This is a genomic window from Ruegeria sp. AJ12 (assembly GCF_056536245.1).
Map to the genome: position 1 here is coordinate 662,983 of NZ_JBQFJJ010000001.1, position 19,010 is coordinate 681,992.

Genomic DNA, 19,010 nt, shown 5'->3' on the forward strand with positions numbered 1-19,010 from the left:
AGGTCACTCCTGCGCAAAGGCGCGTACGGCACCCCAGTTCAGGTTCACTCCAAGGCCCCGCGCATCGTCAAGACCGACTATCTCGCCGCCCTCCATCATAACACCGCCTGAGGTCAGCTCTTTGCGCAAGGTTTCGATACACAGTTCTTGCGGCAGATATTCAATGTACTTGCAATGTGGGGTGACGGCGGCGAAATGGGCGGTTGCAGCCGTCGAAACGCCAGTCTTCCAGCAATGCGGTACAACCGTCATCCCAGCCTCGGCGGCCAAATCAGCAACCAGAAGCGCCTCGGTCAGGCCGCCAACCCGGCCAACGTCCGGCTGGGCAACGGCGATCCTGCCCCGTTCGATCAGTTCCGCAAATTCGAACCGCGTGGCGAGCCACTCGCCCATGGCGATCGGGATATCCACCGCGTCGGCTAATTTCCGGTATTCCCCTAGATCGTCGCACCGGACCGGCGTTTCGACAAAGGTCAAATTGTAGGGCTCCCACATGCGCATCACCGGCAAGGCAGTGGCGGCATCCGGGAACATGTATTGCACGTCGACCATCAGCGCGATGTCCGGTCCAACGACACGCCGCACTTCGGAGATCAATTCAGTGTGGCGTTCATATGGTTCCTGCATACCGTCATGGGCGTAGGGTCCATTCATCGTAATCTCGGCTTTCATGGCCCGAAAGCCCAAAGCCATTGCATTTTCCGCGGCTGCGCACAGCGCCGCGCGATACGCATCGAACCCATAGCCCTTAGGCTGAAGCGAAGCATAGGGTATCACCGGGTCACTGCGTCGGGGGCGACCCAACAACTGCCAAACCGGTTTGCCTTCGCGCTTACCCTTTAGGTCCCAAAGTGCCATTTCAACCGCGCCCAAGGCGTGGATAACCGCGCCGCGCCGTCCGTTCATCGCGGTTCCGATGTAAGCCCGTTCCCAGAACGCCCGGATGTCGTCAATTGGCTGCTCCAATATCATATCGCGCAGGGAACGGCCCATCGTGTGCGTGCCGGGCGCATCAATGCAGGCTCGGCCGATCCACGGGTTCACGTCGGATTCGCCGTAGCCCTGATTGCCATCTTCATCTTCAACGACGACCAACAAGCTGTCCTGGGCCGACGACGTCAGGGTCTCGTCATAGTCATCGGCAAGGAGGACGTGGATATCGAGTGTTTTGATCTGCATCCGGTCGGCCATGTCGTTATCTGGGCAAAAACGGCGCGCGAGAATCCCGAAGGACAAGCGCGCGCCGCCGGGAGGAGGCTTTTGCGCCGCGTCTAGTTGACTGCGGCTTTGACTTCGTTCCAGAGCTGTACGCGCGCATCCATGTCCTCGACCGGCTTCAGCCAGACAAGGCGGTCCGCGTAACCAAGCCCTTCGGCCTCAAGCGTGGTGGGACCATAGCCATAGGATGTGTTCAGCGCTTCCCCGACCTCCGACCGCAGCATGTAGTCAACCCACGCATGCGCACAGTCGAGATCGTTGGCCCCGGCCGACAGCGCCCAAGTGTCTAGCCAGCCGACGGCACCCTCTTCGGGGATTGAGTAGACAACGTTGTAGCCCCGCTCGGACAACTGGCCAAGCTGCGGTTCACCCATCGAGAACATCATGGTCACAGCGCCGCTTTCCCAAACGGCGACGCCGTCATCAAACCCGGCGTAATACGACAGGAGGTTGCCCTTTAGCTCGATCAGCTTGGCCTTGACTGCTTCCATCTGATCCGTGGACAGGGTGAAAGGATCCTCGTATCCCAAGAGCAGGGCGGTCATGACGATGTTATTGTTACTATCGTCCAGCGCGATCACCCGCTGTGCGTTTGCAGGATCCCACATCGCCGCCCAACTGACGGGGGCATCCGTCAGCTCATCAGCATCATAGATCAAGCCTTGCGAACCCCAGGCGATTGGGATTCCAAAAGCACCGTTTGCGTCCTTTACGCCGTCAATCACCTGGAAAGCTGGAAGCAGGTTATCCAAATTGCCCAGTTTTGATGTGTCGTAGGCCTGGATGAGGTTTGCACCGCGATAACGTGGATACAGGCTTGTATCGATCGAAATCAGATCGAAATCGGCCCCGTCCGAACCGGCCATTTTGGCAAACATCTCGTCTACGCCGCTTGCGTAGCTGACTGAGACCGTACAACCGGAGGCAGCCTCGAACGGATCTTTCCATGCATTATCGGCGTAGCCTTCGAATGCCAAAAGCCGGACTTCGCCCGCAACCGCCAGGTTGGCTGTTATGGCAACGAGGCTTGTTGCAAGTGCAAGGTTTTTCATGCGTCTTCTCCCTCGGGTTCATTCAGGTCGGTTGCCGGGTCATACCCAGACATGGTCGGCCAGAACGGCGTCAAGCCGGCTGAGATCGTCAGATAGCAAAAGGTCCCGCAATTCCTTGTGTTTGGGCACAACCTGATCGCGGGCCAGGGTTTCAGTGAGTTCCAGCCGGAAAATGATGACAAGCTGAAGCTCCAGCCCGGCCCATATCTGTCGAATGAGACGGTTGCCGGAAAGCTCGATCAAGTAACGGTGAAATGCGACATCTGCGGCGGCAATTGCCGCACGATCACCTTGCTCTGCGGACCAAGCGAGTTCCTCGATTATCGCATTCAGTTGAATGCGGTTCTCCGCGATTTTCAACTTTGGGGCTGCAGCGCGCATCGCCATTGGCTCAAGAGCCGCCCGCACTTCGGCGATTTCACGCACTTCATCAGGCGAAAATGCCTTCACGTTCATTCCGCCGCGGGGCCTTGGCTCAAGCACACCCTGGCTTGCCAGCCGGTTCATGGCCTCTCGCAGCGGAACGCGGCTGACCGACAAACGGTCTGCAAGCTCGGTCTCACGCGCACGTTCGTTTCTGGGCAGCAGACCATCGGCAATCAGGTTAACGATTTGCGTCGTTGCTGTTGCTGCGGCAGTCCGAGATTGGTTGTTGGTGTCGGCCATGAATTCCTCTTTTGTATACATTTTTATTATTGTATGCATTTTAAAAATGCAACAGGAGAAATTATGGAACTGATCGAGCCCTTCCGCCGAATTGACAGCCCCAGCAATTCACTCCCTGAATCGCCTCATTGGTCGACCGGGTGTCTCTATTGGGTGGACCATGGCAGCCAAATTCTGCACTCGTTTGACTGGGCGGCACAACGCTATTCCGGTGAAACACTGGATGTTTCGGGCAATCTGCGCTTTGTTCGCACCTTGCCGGACGGTGCACTTCTGATCGGATCCGAAACCGGGCTTTATCGCCGCTCGGATGGACAGCTCAGCCCATTCGGCCCGACCCTCCCTTTGATTGACGCGACCTGTATCAATGATGGTTGCGTGGGACAGGACGGCTCAATCGTCATAGCGGTGAGTGACCGGGCCGAAGCCAAGCCAATCGGCGGGTTTTACAGGTTGGAAGGCGAGGGGTGGCGTTCCATTCTCCCGGGTATATCCGTTGCCAACGGCCCTCAAGATGCCGGGAGGTCTGTCTATTTCAGCGATTCACTTGCACAGAAGCTCCTGGTGGCGGTGGACGGGTGCGCTCCCGAGGTGCTGCTGTCATTTACGACAGGCCTTCCGGATGGATTGTCGATTGACGGGCGTGATCGCCTCCTTGTGGGGCTATGGGGCGGCAGCCGCGTTGCAGTGCTCGATAATGGCGAAGTGGCTTCGGAAATCCCTGTGCCGCTTCCCAATGTAACCTGTCCACTTTGGTTCACCGTGGGCGGTAAGGGCATGCTTGCGGTGACAGCCTGCAAAGACCATGACGACCCACAGAACGGGCTCTACGTTGCTGAAGCGACAGTGTAACAATTGTAAATTCCCATCTCACGCCCCGCCTTGACCATGGCCGATTTTGCAGCAGCAAGCCTCGGCAGGCGGCTGCGCCCGGGTCTTTTTGTCCGGCTTTGCTCAAGAGCTCATGGATCAGCCGTGTTTCCAGACGCTGATCGTGTCTGCAAAATACAGGATGCGCCACAGCACAGATATGGCTATTGAATTCACGCTATGCGCGTAAGGGTTCCAGATGCATGTCACTGGACGAAATCGATTGGCCAGATTTGACTGGCCAGCAAGTTCGGGGCCACACACGGGTTCAACGCAACAGATCCTGATGCTCTGAGGCACACTGTCCCAAAACCTAAAAAGGCTAAATCAAATCTGACTGTTGGGTTGGGTGGTACGACCGTGAACGCCCAAAAGACGGCCGATCATCTTGTGCTGCCACGGACAACCAGCTTGAAGCCTATATTTTCGCGGCGTTCAGCCTTGCTTGAACCCCTTAGACGTTCCAGAACCGCCTCGGCTGATCGTCTCCCGATTTGTCTGCCGGGAATCCGGATCGTTGTCAGGCCCGGGCGTATCAAACCGGCAATGTTGGCGTCACCGATCCCGGCGACGCCGATGTCGCCCGGTACCGACCACCCGCAGTCCAATAGTTCCTTGATTGCTCCAACCCCGATGATCTCATTCGCACAGATAATGGCATCGAGCTTGTTATTATTCGCCAGAAAGTCTGCGGCGGCCGCACCGCATGTATCGATATCGAGCGGGTCCGGCACGTTCCGACGCCGCGGCGGCGGCAGGTTGGCATCGTTGAAGGCCGCGAGAATGCCGGCACTTCGCTTTGCAGCGCGGTTTTCTTGCCGTTCGTGGCTTTCGGTTCCCGCGACGTATCCGATGTTCTTGTACCCTTGCGCCAGCATGTAGGCTGCAATGTCATACCCCGCCTGAAAATTGTCGAAGCCCACGATTATGTCGATGTGCTCGTCGGCGATATCCCACATCTCGACGATCGGGATACCGGCGTTTTTCAGCAGGCTATTGGTTTGATCGGTATGGAGCGTCCCGGTCAAAATCACCCCATCGGGTCGCCGGCCGAGGAAAGCCCGCGTCAGTTTCTCTTCTTTGCTCAGGCTGTAGGACGTGCAGCCAAGCAACAGCTGATAGCCTGCAGCCTCCAAAACATCCGATACGCCCTGGATCGTGTCGCTGAAGACAGAGTTGTCTATTGTTGGAACCATCGCGACGATCACTCCACTGCGCTTGCGCCTAAGAGTGTTGGCCGCAAGGTTCGGCACATAACCCAGTGCGTCCAGGGCCGCCTCCACCTTTCGCCGGGTCGGGTCGGCCACTTTGCCCGGCTGATTGATCACCCGAGATACGGTCATGGCGGAAACACCGGCCCGTTGGGCCACCTCTCTGAGGTTTGCCTTACCCTTGTCTGAAACACTGTTATCGGTTGTCATTGCCGCCCTGTTGTTTTTTTGTATACAAAACGACTAGACAAAAGGTCGTTTGGTGTTAAGCTTAACATCAAGGGTATTTGCCTGCAAATGCCCTTCCAGCCACAAATAACGATATCGAGAACACAAGAAATATCGACCGAGAAACTGCGGTGACCAATACGGAGGAACAAAAATGTTAAGCTTAACATCGTCAGCCCTGGCAAAAATGAGCCTGGTTCTCTGCGGAACTGTTTTGACCCCACTTGCTGCGATTGCGGCAGACTTTCAGGCGCGCCCACAAGGTGGTATCGCCGGTGCTCTTTTGCCCGAGGAGCGCGCTCTTTGGACTTACAACACAGAAACAAAGGCCTTCGAAGTTGTTCCTGGGGATGCTTCGGCGCCCTATGTTCCTAATCTGCGCGCGCTGCCAGAGGGGACAAAGGTGGGCTTTGCAGAAGGTTGGGCGGCCATCCCCTTCTCCTACGCAATCAACCAGCGGCTGTATGAGCTGGCGGACGAACTTGGGTTCGAGGTCGTCTATTGCGACAATGATTTCAAGGCAGACAAAGCTGTGTCGTGCGCGGAACTGATCGTGCAGCAGGGTGCAGATGTTGTCATCGAATCAAACTGGCAGTCCGGCGCGGCTGCCGCGGTGATGAACATCTTCGACGAAGCCGGAATCCCGGTTATGTCCGTCGACGTTGTTCATCCCAACGCAATCTTCTTGGGTGCGGACAATTATGTCAGCGGCTTGATAGGAGGGCAGTCAGCTGCCGAGCATGCCAAAGCGCTGGGGCGCTGCGATGACGTGTCTGTATTGGTTGGCGTCAATCCCGGAGAGGGTGATGCCGCAAACCAGCGCTTGGCCGGTTTTGTCGACGGCGTTCAAACAGTATGTGGTGCGCTGCCCGAAGATCGAATTGACGATGAGTTAATCGATGGCGGCACCACAGATCAGGCACTGACAATTGTCACCGACTGGCTGACCGCTCATCCGGAGGCGGGCTTTGTTCTTGCCACGGCCATCGACGATCCGCGCGGGTTCGGGATGTCAAACGCACTGGCACAGGCTGGGCGCGAAGGTGTCGCCATTGGGATAGGCTGTGACGAAATCGGTGTTGCGGCAACCCGCACCCCTGTCGAGGAAAACAATTTCCTGGGTTGCGTGGCATACTTCCCTGAGAAATATCCTGACTATGCGGTTTCCGTTGCCGCCGACATTTTGGAAGGCAAGCCCGTGCCGCAGGAAGTTCACCTAGAACATGTCTTTCTCGACGCTGAAAGCATCGATGATGTCTACCCGGCAGAATGACATTGAGACATCCGGAGCGGGCGACGATATGGGCGCCCGCCCTCCTCTTATCGAGCTTTCGGGGGTCACCAAGGTATTTGGCAAGGTCGAGGCGCTTGCCGGGGTGGACCTGCGTATCGGCGAAGCGGAATCCGTCGGCATAATCGGGGATAACGGCGCGGGTAAATCGACTTTGGTCAAGGTGCTTTCGGGGGTCTATCCGCCCAGCGGTGGAACCATGCGTTTTCGCGGCAACCCGGTTCGGTTCAGCAGCCCGCTGGATGCCCGGCGCAACGGGATCGAGATGATTTATCAGGACCTGGCCCTCTGTGAAGATCTCGATGTCGCGCAGAACATTTTTCTGGGAAGGGAACTCACAAAAAGACTGGGGCCGTTCAAAATCCTGGACAAGCAGGCAATGACACGCGCCGCCGCCGAGGACATTGCCAGTATGGGTCTGGAGTTCGATGTTGAACGCGAGGTCGGCATGCTGTCAGGGGGGGAACGGCAAATGGTGGCCGTGGCCCGTGCGTTGCAATTTGCACCGTCAGTACTTTTGATGGACGAGCCGACGGCGGCCTTGTCTGCTGAAAAAATCCGCACCCTTTGGGAGTTGATCTCAGAACTCAAGACCCGCGGAGTATCCATACTGTTGGTGAGCCATCGTTTCACAGACATCCTCAGCATTTGCGACCGGATCGTAGTGGTGCGTGGCGGTCGGATCGCAGGCGAAATGAAACCGCATGAGCATCCGCCCGCGCAAACCATGGCCATGATGACGGAAATGATGACTGGCGACCGGATCACTGAAGAGACAGATACATGAAACTGCTTGAAGCGATGATGAATTCCAGGGTTTGGGGCCGCGGTGCGGCTTCGATCAACCCGGGGCTGGTTTTGGCAACCGTTGTTGTTTTTGTCGTGCTTTGCCTGGTGTCCCCTTATTTTCTGACCACCAACAATCTTATGAACGTCGCGAAGGCCCTCGTCATCGTGGGGATTGCCGCTGCAGGCGAGACGGTGGTGATCATAGCCGGTGGCTTTGATCTTTCTATAGGTTCAACCATGGCGGCAGCCGGTATGTTGGCGGCCTATCTTTTGGATATCGGATCGGGCGTCGGACCTGCTTTTGCCGCCGCGATCATGCTCGGCATTTGTATCGGTGCGGCCAACGGCACACTGATCGCATACTTCCGGATTAATCCCCTGATCGCAACGCTGGCGATGCTGGCGATCATTCGGGGTCTGGCCTTTGTGATCTCGGACGGGCGCGAGATCATTATCACCAATAAAACCTGGCTTAGTCTGGGAACAGGAAAATGGGCGGGTATCCCTTACATCGTTTTGGTCCTTTTGGCGGTGTATGTGTTTTTTGCTGTTATCATGCCGCGCACCACCTTTGGGCGCTACGTGTACGCAATTGGCTCGAACGCGCGGGCGGCCCGGCTCTCGGGGATATCGACCAAGCGCTGGAAGATGGCGATCTACATCACTTGCGGAGCGACCGCCGCACTTGCGGGGCTTATGCTGGCGGCGCGAACGGGTAACGCGCGCCCTGCTGCGGCAATGGGGTTTGAACTGGATGTGATCACCGCAGTGATCCTTGGGGGCGCCAGCCTGAAGGGTGGGCGCGGAACCATCTTGGGGACCGCTATCGGACTGGTTCTTTTATTCATGATAAACAATGGCTTAACTTTGGCTCAGGTGCCGTCTTTCTGGCAACAGGTCGTCAAGGGTTTCATCCTGCTGGCTGCTGTTCTTTACGATGAAATCCGAAGCGGCCGAAGTGACGACAGTTAGCAGACTTCAGGAATCTCCCTGTCAGGGACAAAGGAATTTACATGTACTTTCACCCACCCAAAACGGGCGATGTGGCTCCACAGCCGGGACAACCGATTATTCGCGAGGTCCGTGCCTTGGTCAGCAACGCAGATCAATATGGTGCAAGCGACGTTCACGATACACCGGATACACACTGGATATCGGGTCGCCCTGCGTTGGACGGGACATGGGATCACACCGTGACCCATCCGCCGATTGCCAACCCGATGTCGATCTACCCAGCGTATTCAGGTTCTCGTCAGAGCTGGGGCGTGTCCAACGTCCCTTCGGTCATCGTTGAGATTGAGGATGACGACGGACGGATCGGAATAGGCGTCAGTACCGGCGGAAAGGCCGCCGCCTTTGTCATCGAACACCATCTTTCGCTTTTTGTCGAAGGCCAGACGGCCGCCAATCGGACACTGATCTGGGAACAGATGTGGCGTGCTTCGATCCACTATGGGCGCAAGGGCCTGGGTGTCCACGCGATAAGTGCCATCGATCTGGCCCTTTGGGACCTCTACGGGCGGACCTTGGGTGTTCCGGTCTACGATCTCATGGGCGGGCGCACGAAAGAGCGGGTGCCCGTCTATGCAACAACGTCACGGCCGGACATTGCAAAAAAGCTGGGTTTCCACGGTGCCAAGATTCCGCTGCCCTTTGGCCCCGGAAACGGGATCAAAGGCATGACCGACAACATCGCTTTCATCGCAAATTGGCGCGACAAGGTGGGTCCCGATTATCCACTGATGTTGGATTGCTACATGTCCATGACAACGGACTACGCCGCCGAATTGGCGCGCCGAATAGCCCCATACAACTTTCAGTGGCTAGAGGAACCGCTGATGCCGGACGACTATGCGGGGCACAAACGATTGGCGCGCAAGATGGGTGTGCATGCGGGGGGTGCGGTGCTGGCCACGGGAGAGCACGAATATACCAGGTTTGGATACCAGCAGTTGATGGATGCAGGCGTCGGGTTGATCCAACCCGATGTCATGTGGATGGGCGGGCCGACCGAATTCATCCGCGTTGCCGGGCTGGCGAACGCCCGTTCGGTGGATGTGGTCCCTCATGGATGCGGCGTCTACGGCTACTACATGGCTATGGCGATGGACCACATCAGTTTGGCTGAGTTCATGATGATGAGCGAAGAGGCCGACAAGATCGAACCGAATTTCGGTAGCATGTTTCGATCGGAACCCTTGCCGGAAAACGGCTATATCTCGCTGCCTGACACTGCAGGTTTCGGGCTGGACCTGAACTATGAAGCCCTGAACCTGGTCCGGCCCTTTGGCCGCGCAAAATAGAGCCAAGAACCCGGATGGAGAGAGGACTCATGAAGAATCTGGACTTTGAATCCCGAACGGCGATCGTCACTGGAGGTGCCCAGGGTATCGGCAAAGCTGTAGCTGACGTGCTGGCCAGCGGCGGGGCGCGCGTGGCAATCTGGGACATGGATTTGCCTCTGGCTCGCGAGGCGGCACAGACCCTGAGTGGTGACCACCATGCAATTGAGGTCGACATCGCCGACTGGCAAGGCGTTCGGACCGCCTATGAGGATACAATCGATCTTCTTGAACATGTCGATATTGTCGTGAACTCTGCCGGAATTGCCGGTTCAAACGACCCGGTGGCAGACTATTCCGTCGATGAATTCAGACAGATCGTTGCAGTCAATCTGTTGGGCACGTTTCACGTCAACAAGGTGGTTGCGGCTGATATGCGCAGGCGGAATTACGGCCGGATTGTCAACGTCGCCTCAATTGCAGGAAAGGAAGGCAACCCTAACGCGGCAGCTTATTCTTCGTCCAAGGCGGGCGTGATCGCGCTGACCAAATCCCTGGGAAAAGAGCTCGCCGACTGCGACATTGCGGTCAACTGCGTTACACCCGCAGCGGCACGTACACGGATATTCGACCAGATGAGCCAGGAACACATCGACTATATGTTGTCGAAAATCCCCCGCGGCCGTTTTCTGGAGGTCGGAGAAGCGGCTGCGATGATTGCGTGGTTGGCATCGACTGAGAACAGTTTCACCACAGGCGGTGTGTTTGACCTCTCCGGTGGGCGAGCAACCTATTGACTTTCAGCTGAAGGAAACACAACGGACATGAAACTTCTGCGATACGGACCCCGGGGGCAAGAAAAACCTGCACTGTTGGACAGCACCGGTGTGATCCGGGATCTTTCGGACCATGTGGTCGATATAGATGGCGCGGCGATTTCCCCGGACAGCCTTGCCCGATTGTCATCGCTTGACCCGGAAACGCTCCCACGTCTTCCGCACGGTGGCCGTGTCGGGCCGTGCATTGCCAATGTCGGGAAGTTCATCTGCATCGGTTTGAATTACTCGGATCACGCAGCAGAATCCGGAATGGCGGTGCCTGAAGAACCGGTTCTTTTTTTCAAGGCAACCTCGTCGATCTGCGGCCCGGATGACAATATCGAAATCCCCAAAGGGTCTTCCGCCACGGACTGGGAAGTCGAACTGGGTGTGGTGATCGGACGGCATACCAAGTACATTGATAAGCAAGACGCGCTGGATCACATTGCCGGGTACTGTGTGATCAACGATGTCTCAGAACGGACCTTCCAGTTGCACCGTTCCGGTCAGTGGGTCAAAGGAAAATCAGCAGACACATTTGGACCGATAGGCCCGTGGCTGGTGACACGCGAAGAGGTGCCGGATCCTCAGAACCTCAGGATGTATCTCGACGTTAACGGAGAACGGTTTCAGGACGGTTCTACAAAAACAATGGTCTTCGGGGTTGCCGAAGTCGTTGCGTATATTTCTCAATTCATGAGCCTCCAGCCCGGGGATGTCATTTCAACAGGCACACCGCCCGGTGTTGGCATGGGGCAAAAACCGAACCCCATCTATCTGCGCCCTGGCGACAGGCTGGAACTGGGCATTGAGGGTCTGGGAGTGCAGCGGCAAACGGTGGTTGCGGCCTGAACCCGACCGACATTCAGTGAAGACGGGAGTTTGCAATGAACTTGAGCATATCAAGCTGGTCTTTTCCGCATCTTACACTGGCCGAGGCAGCGGCTGTCGCCAAGGCCATAGGCGCTGACGCGATTGACGTGGGGTATTTCTTCGAGCCCGCGCTCGACAAAGACCGGCTTTTGAGAGAGCCCGAGCAGTACGGTACAGAAATTGCGGCAAGCCTTCCTTTGCCCATCGCCAATCTGTTCCATCTCTTTGGCGCTGATCTGATGGATCGCAATCTGGCGGGACCCGCAGACCCCCGCAACCTGCAGGACCTGCAGGCAACCGTCGCTTTTGCCAGCGCGGCCAGCATACCTTCTGTGTTCATCCTGCCCGGAATGATCAATGCCGGTCAAACGCGGGAAGAGGCGCTGGCAGCTTCCGCAGAGGCGTTGAAGCCGATGGTGGCCGCAGGGGCGGCGGCATGTGTCAGCATTCTGGTCGAACCCCATACTGGGAGTATTCTGAACTCCCCGGCGCGAGCCCGTGAACTCGTGGATGCTGTGCCGGGGCTCGGTATTGTCCTTGATCCATCGCATTTCGTCGCCATGGGATTTCGCCAGGAAGAAATCGAACCTCTTATCGATATCGCAGGCCATGTACATCTACGACAAGCCAGACCGGGATTGATCCAGACAAAAATGGAAGACGGTATTATCGACTTCGCCGGTTTCTTTGGTGCTTTGAAAAAGGCCGGGTACAGCGGCTGGTTGACTTCGGAATACGAGCACGAGCCCGGAACGCAATCGCAGTATGATGATGTACTGTCCGAAACCGTAAAAATGCGCAACTGCCTGCGCACATGGCAGGGGTACTGAGATGTCGCGCTATGCGTGGGTGTTGGAGATCCGCCCGGGATACGAGGAGGAGTATAAAAGAAGACATGACCAGATTTGGCCGGACGTCGTCGCGGAAACCCGCAGGGCGGGTATCCGGAACTATTCAATATTTCGCCATGGCCTGACTCTGTTCGGCTACTTTGAAGCCGACGATCTGGAACACTCGATCCGTATCCTGACGGAAGGCGAGGCCAACAAGCGCTGGGACGAATACATGGCACCGATCATGAAGATCGAGATTGACGAGACAACTGGGTTTCCGTTTCTGCTGCCGCTGGTCTGGGAAATGGCGGACTAGCGGTCAAACGGTCGCGCCACCATCGACGACAAGGCTGGCTCCGGTTACGAATGACGCTTCTTCTGACGCCAGAAACAAGGCCGCATAAGCCACTTCCTCAGGTGTTCCCTGACGTTTGAAGAAACTTGCATTCGCCTCTTCGGCCAGGAATTCTTCGCGGTTCCGCCCATCAAATTCCAGATGTCTTTCGGTGGCGGCCGTGTAAATCGCGCCGGGACAGACACAATTGACGCGAATACCGAATGCGCCAAGATCCATGGCCAGCGACCGGGTGAGCTGAAGCAGAGCGCCCTTTGATGTGTTGTAGGGAACGAACGCCGGCGCAGCGACAAAGCTGCTGACCGACGCCATGTTCACGACGGCCCCTGCCTTGGCTTCCTTCAGATAGGGCAGGGCAAAGCGCACCATATTGGCAGATCCCACGACATTGACGCCCATTACCTTATCCCAGTCTGCTTTCCTGACGTCCTCGACTTTTCCAAAGACAAAAGCAGCCGCGTTGTTGACGACGATGTCGATCCCGCCGAGTGTGGATGCGGCGTGGTGAACAAGGTTGCTGACATTGGTCTCTTCGGAAACGTCGGTGGCTACGAATTCGGCCTGCCCACCAGCACTTTTAATTCCGGCGACGGTTGCGTGTGCACCTTCGGCATCAAGGTCCCCAATGACGATACGCGCGCCCTCGCGCGCGAAGAGCTCGCAAATCGCCCGGCCGATTCCAGACGCTCCCCCAGTGACAACCACGCGTTTTGATTGAAGTCGCAAAATGCTCTCCCTTTGTGTTTTCGAGGTTGCAACGGTGGACAGCGAGCCCGGCGAAACAACACGGTCATACCGTAACTTGTTTCCGGTTCGCGCGAAATCCGTTTCGGGAAAATATGCGGTCGACTGTCTCTTCTGCAATTAGCATTCCGCGTCGGCAGAAGTGTTTGTACAGGCATCAGAATTTGGCACAGGCAATCCAAGTACTTGCGCGTGGAGCGGGCGGGTTTTGCCCGCACCCACGCGCGAAGCTCACAGGTAAGTTTTGCTGCTCGTTATTCCTTGATCCGTCCCAAAAACCGGGCTCATTCTGCACTGAGTTGGGTGAGCGCTTCGGCAGTGTCCGCCGAAGCGTTCTTTTTGTGGATAATGGGTGCGTAGGCCCCCACCTTGGAGGTCGAAAGCCCGGCTGAAACCAAGGCCTCTGCCATACCGACCGCGCATGAAATCCCGTCTATCACTGGCACACCGAACTCTTCGGAAAGCTGCTGCATCAAATCGGCCATTCCGGCACATCCAAGGACGATCGCCTCGGCTTTGTCCTGCTCGATGGCGGCTGCTAACTCGGATCGGATCTGATCAAGGCATTCAGGATCATTCTCTTCAAGCTTCAGTACGGGTATATCGGTTGCCCGAACACTGGCGCATTTTGCCTCCAGTCCATAGCGCTTGAGGTTGTCGGTAATCCCTGCCACCGACCGACTTAAGGTCGTGACGACCGAGAACCGATGCGCCAACAAGGCTGCCGCGTGAAATCCGGCCTCGCCGATGCCGATCACGGGCACATCGAACCTGCAACGCATCGCATCCAGACCGGTGTCGTCGAAGCAGGCAATGACGATTGCGTCCACATCGCGATGTCGTTGGGCTTCGTCCAGCAGACCTGGCACGCAGATCGCAACATCGTAAAAGCCTTCGATGCTGGGCGGGCCGGACAGGGAGTTCGTGGCGATCACTTCCGTGTCCGGACGCGCGACTTCAAGCGCCGCCATTTCGGCCTTTCGGGTCATCGACACAGTGGTGTTGGGATTGATAAGCAAAAGTTTCATGCCGCGCCCCTACACATCGCCGCCGAGATAGGCGGCCTTGATGCGATCATCGTGGAGCAGCTCCTTGGAGTTGCCCTCGATCACCACGTTGCCCGTACTCAATGCGTAGGCACGATTCGAGATCGACAACGCCATGCGGGAATTCTGTTCGACAAGGAGGACTGATACCCCTTCGTCGCGGTTGATGGCCACGATGGACCGGGCAATATCCTGAACGAGTTTCGGGGCAATCCCGAGCGATGGCTCGTCCAACAGCAACAGCCTTGGCTTGGCCATCAGGGCGCGCCCGATAACCATCATCTGCTGTTCTCCGCCGGACAATGTGCCTGCGGATTGTTTGAACCGTTCCTTCAGACGGGGGAAGCGTTCCAAAACGCTTTCCAGCGTATCCTCGACACCGGAGCTTTTGTTTCTGGTAAAAGCACCCATCAGGAGGTTGTCTTTCACGCTCATGTAAGGGAACACCCGGCGACCTTCCGGGACCATCGCGATGCCGCCGGCCACAACATCGGCGGGGTTCTTGCCGTCGATCTGTTGTCCTTCGAACGTCACGCTGCCAGATGCGAGTTTAGCCAGACCTGTAATGGCACGCAGGATTGAGGTCTTGCCAGCGCCATTGGCACCAATTAGCGCAACGGTTTCCCCCTGTTCGAGGTCAATCGACACCCCTTTCAGCGCATAGACGTGATCGTAGTAAAGCTCGACATCCCTGAATTCCAGCATCTTGCTCATAGTCATATTCCAATCTCGTCGTCGGCGCTGCCCAGATAGGCCTCGATCACGCGCTCGTCGTTTTGGATCTCCGAGGGCGTGCCTTCGGCGATCTTTTCTCCGAAGTTGAGAACCACGATCCGATCTGAAATCTTCATCACGGCGGGCATGTCGTGTTCGACAAGCAGCACAGTGACCTCTCGCTCATCGCGCACCTTGCGAACCAGGTCGACCATTCTCATCGTTTCGTCGTGATTCATGCCTGCAAACGGTTCGTCCAAAAGAAGAACCTTGGGGTCTGTTGCCAGCCCGATTGCGATACCCAGTGCACGCAGATTGCCCTGCGGCAGGTTCGACGCCTGTTCGTCCGCGATCTCGGACATCCCCAGGAATTCGATCAGATCATCTGCGTAGTTCCCGAAGCTTTCGACATCCTCATGGGCCGACTTGCTGCCCCAGAAGTATCCGGTAAGCGTTGCGTTTGCGCGCAAATGCTGGGCGACAATCACGCTCTCGCGCACCGTCATGGACTTGAAGATCGTGGTTTCCTGGAATGTGCGCACGATTCCCTTGCGTGCAACGATATGCGGCTTCAGGTTCGAAATACGCTCACCTTTGTAGAGTACCTCGCCGCTGGTCGTCGGCAGAAAGGAAGCGATCATCTTGAAAAGGGTCGACTTTCCGGCCCCGTTGGGGCCAATGACCGACAGCACTTCCTTTTCATGCACATCGAAGGAGATGTTGTTGTTGGCCGTCAGGCCACCGAATTTCTTGGTGACGTGACGGACTTCAAGAAGCGCGCTCATTTGCTTTTACCTCCCCACTTTGGAAGCCGCAGGCTCAGGAGGCCATTAGGCAGTACCAGCATCAAAATGATCAGCATGCTGGAATAGATCAGCAGTTGGTACTTGCCGAACTCGAACAACAGATCCCAACCAAAGTAGAGCACCAGTGTGCCGAGCATGGGGCCAAAGACATAGCCAAGCCCGCCGAGGAAACAGTTCAGCATGAAGTTCACGCTGTCGGCCACCTGAAAGCTGGAGGGGTAGACCGACTGCGCAATCGAGCCGAACATCGCCCCGCCGATACCGCCGAAGAAGGACGAGATCGCGAACACGATCACCCGGATATACGAGATGTTGACCCCGATGGAACTTGCGAGTTCTTCGTTCTGCTGCATCGAACGGCAAAGGTGCCCCAGGCGGGAGTTTACCAACCGATACATGGCTGCAAACGTAAGTACCATGAGAACCGCCGTCGCATAATAGAAGGCCAGGCGAGAGTTCTCTACCGTGGCGAAGTCAGGAATGAGGGTGAGCCCCAGGACCGATACCTCGCCCGGCAGCGGGATTGAGGTGATACCTTGCGCTCCGTTGGTGATGGGCAGCGCCAGTGCCGTCAATTCGAAGACCTGAGTCAGCACCAGCGTTATCATTGCGAAATAGACCCCGCGCAACCGCAAGATCGGCAATCCGATGACAACCGCGACCGCCGCTGCCACCAGACCCGCAATCGGCAGGGAGAGCCAGAACGACATCCCGGCTTTGGTGACCAGGATGGCGGACACATAGGCGCCGAGCAGTGCGAATGCCCCCTGCCCAATGTTGATGCGCCCGATATAGAACGTAAGCCATACACCTGCGCTGGCGATGGCCAGCAATCCGACAGATGTAAGCGTGAAAAGCAGATCGGTTCGACCAATTGCCGTAATGGTCATCGGCACGGCAACGAACAAGGCCAGAAGGAACACGCCGAGACCGATCCACTGCGGTAGGGAAAGCTTCAGCATCGTCTCAACCCCACGGCTTGCCCATCAGTCCCTGAGGACGGATGGCCAGGAAGATCATCAACGATACGAAGATGAGCAGATAAGTGATGTCGCCATATTGAGACAGCACCGCGAGACCGATGGCTTCGAGGAATCCCAGAATGATTCCGCCTGCGATAGCTCCGGAGATAACGCCGGCACCACCGATCATCACCATGATGAAGGCCTTGATGGAAGTTGGCTCGCCCATACCGAGGTTCACGCCGGTAATGGTGACGAGCAGCCCGCCCACCAATCCTGCCAGCATTGCTCCGAGGGCAAAACCGATCATAGAGTAGCGGTCGACATTCACGCCCATCAGTTGCGCGGCGGTGCGATCCTGGGCCAGGGCGCGCAGAGCACGGCCGGTCTTGGAGTATTGCATGAACAGGATGAAACCGACGATGGACAGGATTGCGAGAACGCAGATAAGGATCCGGTCATAGGGCATGATCAGCCGGAAATCCCAGTTGAAAACCCCATCGACGATCTTCGGCACGCCACGCTGTTTCTCTCCGAAGACCAACAGGATGACGGCGTCCAGAAAGAACGCGAGGCCCGCCGCAAGAAGCATGGTGCTTTCCTCGCGGGAGGACCGTTTTATCACTGGACCGAACAGGAACTTTTCAACCAAGGCCCCGAGGATGAACAGTGTGGCACAGGCCAGAAACAAAGCGACCACAAAGGGCAGGCCGAGCTGTCCGTAGAAGGTGTAGGTGACGAACCCACCGATGACGTACATTTGCCCGTGGGCGAAGTTGAGTACGTTCATAAGGGCAAAGATGAGGGTCAGGCCAAGGGCGATCATCGCGTATTGCGCGCCCAGGTAAACCCCGTTGGCGATTACTTGTTCCATGGTGTTCCAGCTTTTTTCTTATGGCTTCGGGCCAGAAGAACCGGCCCGAAGTGCAGTTAGCGGTCAGGAAGAACGTTAATTCGTGACGACAGGCGACGTTTAGTCAACCTCGGCCACGAACATGGTTTCGAATGCGCCGTCGCGGTAGACATTCACAACCAATGGAACGAAGAGTTGACGCTTCTGGCCGAAGGATGTCGTACCGACATAGCGCAGTTTGGCGTCGCCGACGACGAAGGGGTTGGGTGCTTCGAAATTATCCATCGCGGTCTGAAAGACTTCGATGTCGTCGATGGCTGCCGGGTTCGCTTTCAGTGTCTCCAGAATGTACTCCAACGCGTAGACCTTGGTATTGGACTCGTCGTTGTACTCGCCGAACATGTCGGTGTAGCGCTGAACGAATTCACGCATGTCATCGGAGGCAAGCTCAGGCGTTGACGCGCCACCCACCGACATGAACCCGTTGGCCAGATCCCCCGCGCCCTCGCGCAGCACCTGTGCGTCTTGCGCCGTTTCAGTGGAAATCAAACCCTCGAATCCCAGTTCCCGGGCCGAACGGATAAGCTGAGGGGCGTTGGCTGGCGACACCCCGGACAGGACCAGAAGGTCAGGTTGGGTACGCAGGACCGGGGTCAGGACCGGTGTGAAGTCCGTGGTGTCCACCTGATAGGTGACGTTGTCGGAAACCACCTCAAGCCCCAGCTCTTTTGCAGCTGCGACACCGCCATCCCGCTGGCTGAGAGGGTCGGATTCGTTTGCGGCCACAAACGCAACGCTTTGAACGCCTTCATTCTCCATCAGATGCTTGTAGATCGCCGGGCCGGACTGGTAGTTGGCGATCATGCCCAGCACCGCGTTCGAGGCCGGTGCAGAGTACAGCTCTTTCGGAAATGCATAGGGGAAGTACATAATGCCGTTTGCTTCGGCCACCGGACGCACCGCCGCAGCACCGTCGTCAACATTGGGTCCGACAACGTAGTGGATGCCTTCCTGTGCCATCTTTTCCATGCCGGCGATAGCGCGCTTGGGGTCTTTCTGGTCGTCGAACGAGACGATTTCGATGTCGTAGGTCGTGTCGCCGATGGTGTAGCCACCCGTCTCGTTGATCCAGGCTGCGCGCGTCTCCATTGAGCGCTGGTTTGAAATACCCCAGGCTGCGGCGGGACCGCTTGTCACACCCACAAAGCCAATCTTGAGTGTTGGGTTCTCGGCCCAGGCACCCTGGACTGCAACTGCTGACAGGACGAGCGCTGCTGCAGCGGATTTCATAACTGTTCTACGTTTCATGATCTCTCCTCTGTTGAGTTTGACCCGGCGCGTTTGGCCGAATTTCGCAAGCCATCTTGTAGCGGCTAATTCCCGTCAGCAAAGAATTGTT

General features: G+C 56.9%; 20 protein-coding genes. 9 read left to right on the plus strand and 11 right to left on the minus strand.

The annotated features are described in order from the left end of the window. Window positions 1–3: 3 nt before the first annotated feature. From ACR3E0_RS03270 to ACR3E0_RS03280, 3 genes are all read right to left on the minus strand, one after another. Window positions 4–1,191 carry a mandelate racemase/muconate lactonizing enzyme family protein gene (locus tag ACR3E0_RS03270; RefSeq protein ID WP_480476121.1) on the minus strand — a complete coding sequence of 396 codons (1,188 nt, stop codon included), beginning with the start codon at window positions 1,189–1,191 and terminating at the stop codon, window positions 4–6. An 80-nt stretch (window positions 1,192–1,271) separates the two neighbouring features. After that, window positions 1,272–2,270 (minus strand): ABC transporter substrate-binding protein, encoded by a 999-nt coding sequence (locus ACR3E0_RS03275; RefSeq protein ID WP_480476123.1) that lies wholly within the window; start codon window positions 2,268–2,270, stop codon window positions 1,272–1,274. A 39-nt stretch (window positions 2,271–2,309) separates the two neighbouring features. Beyond that, complete coding sequence (locus ACR3E0_RS03280) at window positions 2,310–2,936, minus strand: GntR family transcriptional regulator (RefSeq protein WP_480476125.1); 627 nt, start codon at window positions 2,934–2,936, stop codon at window positions 2,310–2,312. Window positions 2,937–2,999: 63 nt separating this feature from the next. Here ACR3E0_RS03280 and ACR3E0_RS03285 point away from each other — a divergent pair, with 63 nt between their 5' ends. Further along, window positions 3,000–3,788 (plus strand): SMP-30/gluconolactonase/LRE family protein, encoded by a 789-nt coding sequence (locus ACR3E0_RS03285; RefSeq protein ID WP_480476127.1) that lies wholly within the window; start codon window positions 3,000–3,002, stop codon window positions 3,786–3,788. A gap of 401 nt (window positions 3,789–4,189) precedes the next feature. Here the strand turns inward: ACR3E0_RS03285 and ACR3E0_RS03290 are convergent, their stop codons facing one another. Continuing rightward, a complete protein-coding gene (locus ACR3E0_RS03290; RefSeq protein WP_480476129.1) occupies window positions 4,190–5,227 on the minus strand; it encodes a LacI family DNA-binding transcriptional regulator in 1,038 nt (345 codons plus the stop codon). Window positions 5,228–5,459: 232 nt separating this feature from the next. On the opposite strand from ACR3E0_RS03290, the gene ACR3E0_RS03295 reads away from it, so the two are divergent. From ACR3E0_RS03295 to ACR3E0_RS03330, 8 genes are read left to right on the plus strand one after another with little or no spacing between them, the layout of a single operon-like run. Beyond that, the gene (locus ACR3E0_RS03295) at window positions 5,460–6,518 is read left to right on the plus strand and encodes a sugar ABC transporter substrate-binding protein (RefSeq protein ID WP_480476131.1); all 1,059 of its coding nucleotides are present in this window, start codon (window positions 5,460–5,462) and stop codon (window positions 6,516–6,518) included. Further along, the gene (locus ACR3E0_RS03300) at window positions 6,499–7,323 is read left to right on the plus strand and encodes an ATP-binding cassette domain-containing protein (protein ID WP_480476133.1); all 825 of its coding nucleotides are present in this window, start codon (window positions 6,499–6,501) and stop codon (window positions 7,321–7,323) included. The genes ACR3E0_RS03295 and ACR3E0_RS03300 overlap by 20 nt, the downstream gene beginning before the upstream one ends. Further along, on the plus strand, window positions 7,320–8,297 hold the full coding sequence (locus tag ACR3E0_RS03305) for an ABC transporter permease (protein WP_480476135.1): 978 nt from the start codon (window positions 7,320–7,322) through the stop codon (window positions 8,295–8,297). The genes ACR3E0_RS03300 and ACR3E0_RS03305 overlap by 4 nt, the downstream gene beginning before the upstream one ends. Before the next feature lie 41 nt (window positions 8,298–8,338). Next, complete coding sequence (gene rhmD, locus ACR3E0_RS03310) at window positions 8,339–9,628, plus strand: L-rhamnonate dehydratase (protein WP_480476137.1); 1,290 nt, start codon at window positions 8,339–8,341, stop codon at window positions 9,626–9,628. Between the two features lie 29 nt (window positions 9,629–9,657). Then, a complete protein-coding gene (locus ACR3E0_RS03315) occupies window positions 9,658–10,404 on the plus strand; it encodes an SDR family NAD(P)-dependent oxidoreductase (RefSeq protein ID WP_480476139.1) in 747 nt (248 codons plus the stop codon). 27 nt (window positions 10,405–10,431) lie between these two features. Beyond that, the gene (locus tag ACR3E0_RS03320; protein ID WP_480476141.1) at window positions 10,432–11,277 is read left to right on the plus strand and encodes a fumarylacetoacetate hydrolase family protein; all 846 of its coding nucleotides are present in this window, start codon (window positions 10,432–10,434) and stop codon (window positions 11,275–11,277) included. Window positions 11,278–11,312: 35 nt separating this feature from the next. Next, window positions 11,313–12,128, plus strand: coding sequence for a sugar phosphate isomerase/epimerase family protein (locus tag ACR3E0_RS03325; RefSeq protein WP_480476143.1), 816 nt, complete (start codon window positions 11,313–11,315; stop codon window positions 12,126–12,128). Window position 12,129: 1 nt separating this feature from the next. Next, window positions 12,130–12,447 (plus strand): L-rhamnose mutarotase, encoded by a 318-nt coding sequence (locus ACR3E0_RS03330; RefSeq protein WP_480476145.1) that lies wholly within the window; start codon window positions 12,130–12,132, stop codon window positions 12,445–12,447. Between the two features lie 3 nt (window positions 12,448–12,450). Here ACR3E0_RS03330 and ACR3E0_RS03335 read toward each other — a convergent pair whose 3' ends face one another. The 7 genes from ACR3E0_RS03335 to ACR3E0_RS03365 all read right to left on the minus strand — a co-directional run bounded on the left by ACR3E0_RS03335 (window position 12,451) and on the right by ACR3E0_RS03365 (window position 18,919). Then, window positions 12,451–13,212: an SDR family NAD(P)-dependent oxidoreductase gene (locus ACR3E0_RS03335; protein ID WP_480476147.1), complete on the minus strand. Its 762-nt coding sequence runs from the start codon at window positions 13,210–13,212 to the stop codon at window positions 12,451–12,453. Between the two features lie 302 nt (window positions 13,213–13,514). Further along, on the minus strand, window positions 13,515–14,258 hold the full coding sequence (locus ACR3E0_RS03340; RefSeq protein ID WP_480476149.1) for an aspartate/glutamate racemase family protein: 744 nt from the start codon (window positions 14,256–14,258) through the stop codon (window positions 13,515–13,517). 9 nt (window positions 14,259–14,267) lie between these two features. Continuing rightward, window positions 14,268–14,990, minus strand: a complete 723-nt coding sequence (locus tag ACR3E0_RS03345; protein ID WP_480480938.1) for an ABC transporter ATP-binding protein — start codon at window positions 14,988–14,990, stop codon at window positions 14,268–14,270. A gap of 2 nt (window positions 14,991–14,992) precedes the next feature. Then, window positions 14,993–15,775 carry an ABC transporter ATP-binding protein gene (locus ACR3E0_RS03350; RefSeq protein WP_480476151.1) on the minus strand — a complete coding sequence of 261 codons (783 nt, stop codon included), beginning with the start codon at window positions 15,773–15,775 and terminating at the stop codon, window positions 14,993–14,995. Then, a complete protein-coding gene (locus tag ACR3E0_RS03355; RefSeq protein ID WP_480476153.1) occupies window positions 15,772–16,758 on the minus strand; it encodes a branched-chain amino acid ABC transporter permease in 987 nt (328 codons plus the stop codon). Before ACR3E0_RS03355 ends, ACR3E0_RS03350 begins: the two co-directional genes overlap by 4 nt. Before the next feature lie 4 nt (window positions 16,759–16,762). Then, window positions 16,763–17,632 carry a branched-chain amino acid ABC transporter permease gene (locus ACR3E0_RS03360; protein ID WP_170437940.1) on the minus strand — a complete coding sequence of 290 codons (870 nt, stop codon included), beginning with the start codon at window positions 17,630–17,632 and terminating at the stop codon, window positions 16,763–16,765. A 99-nt stretch (window positions 17,633–17,731) separates the two neighbouring features. Next, on the minus strand, window positions 17,732–18,919 hold the full coding sequence (locus tag ACR3E0_RS03365) for an ABC transporter substrate-binding protein (protein WP_480476155.1): 1,188 nt from the start codon (window positions 18,917–18,919) through the stop codon (window positions 17,732–17,734). Window positions 18,920–19,010 lie beyond the last annotated feature (91 nt).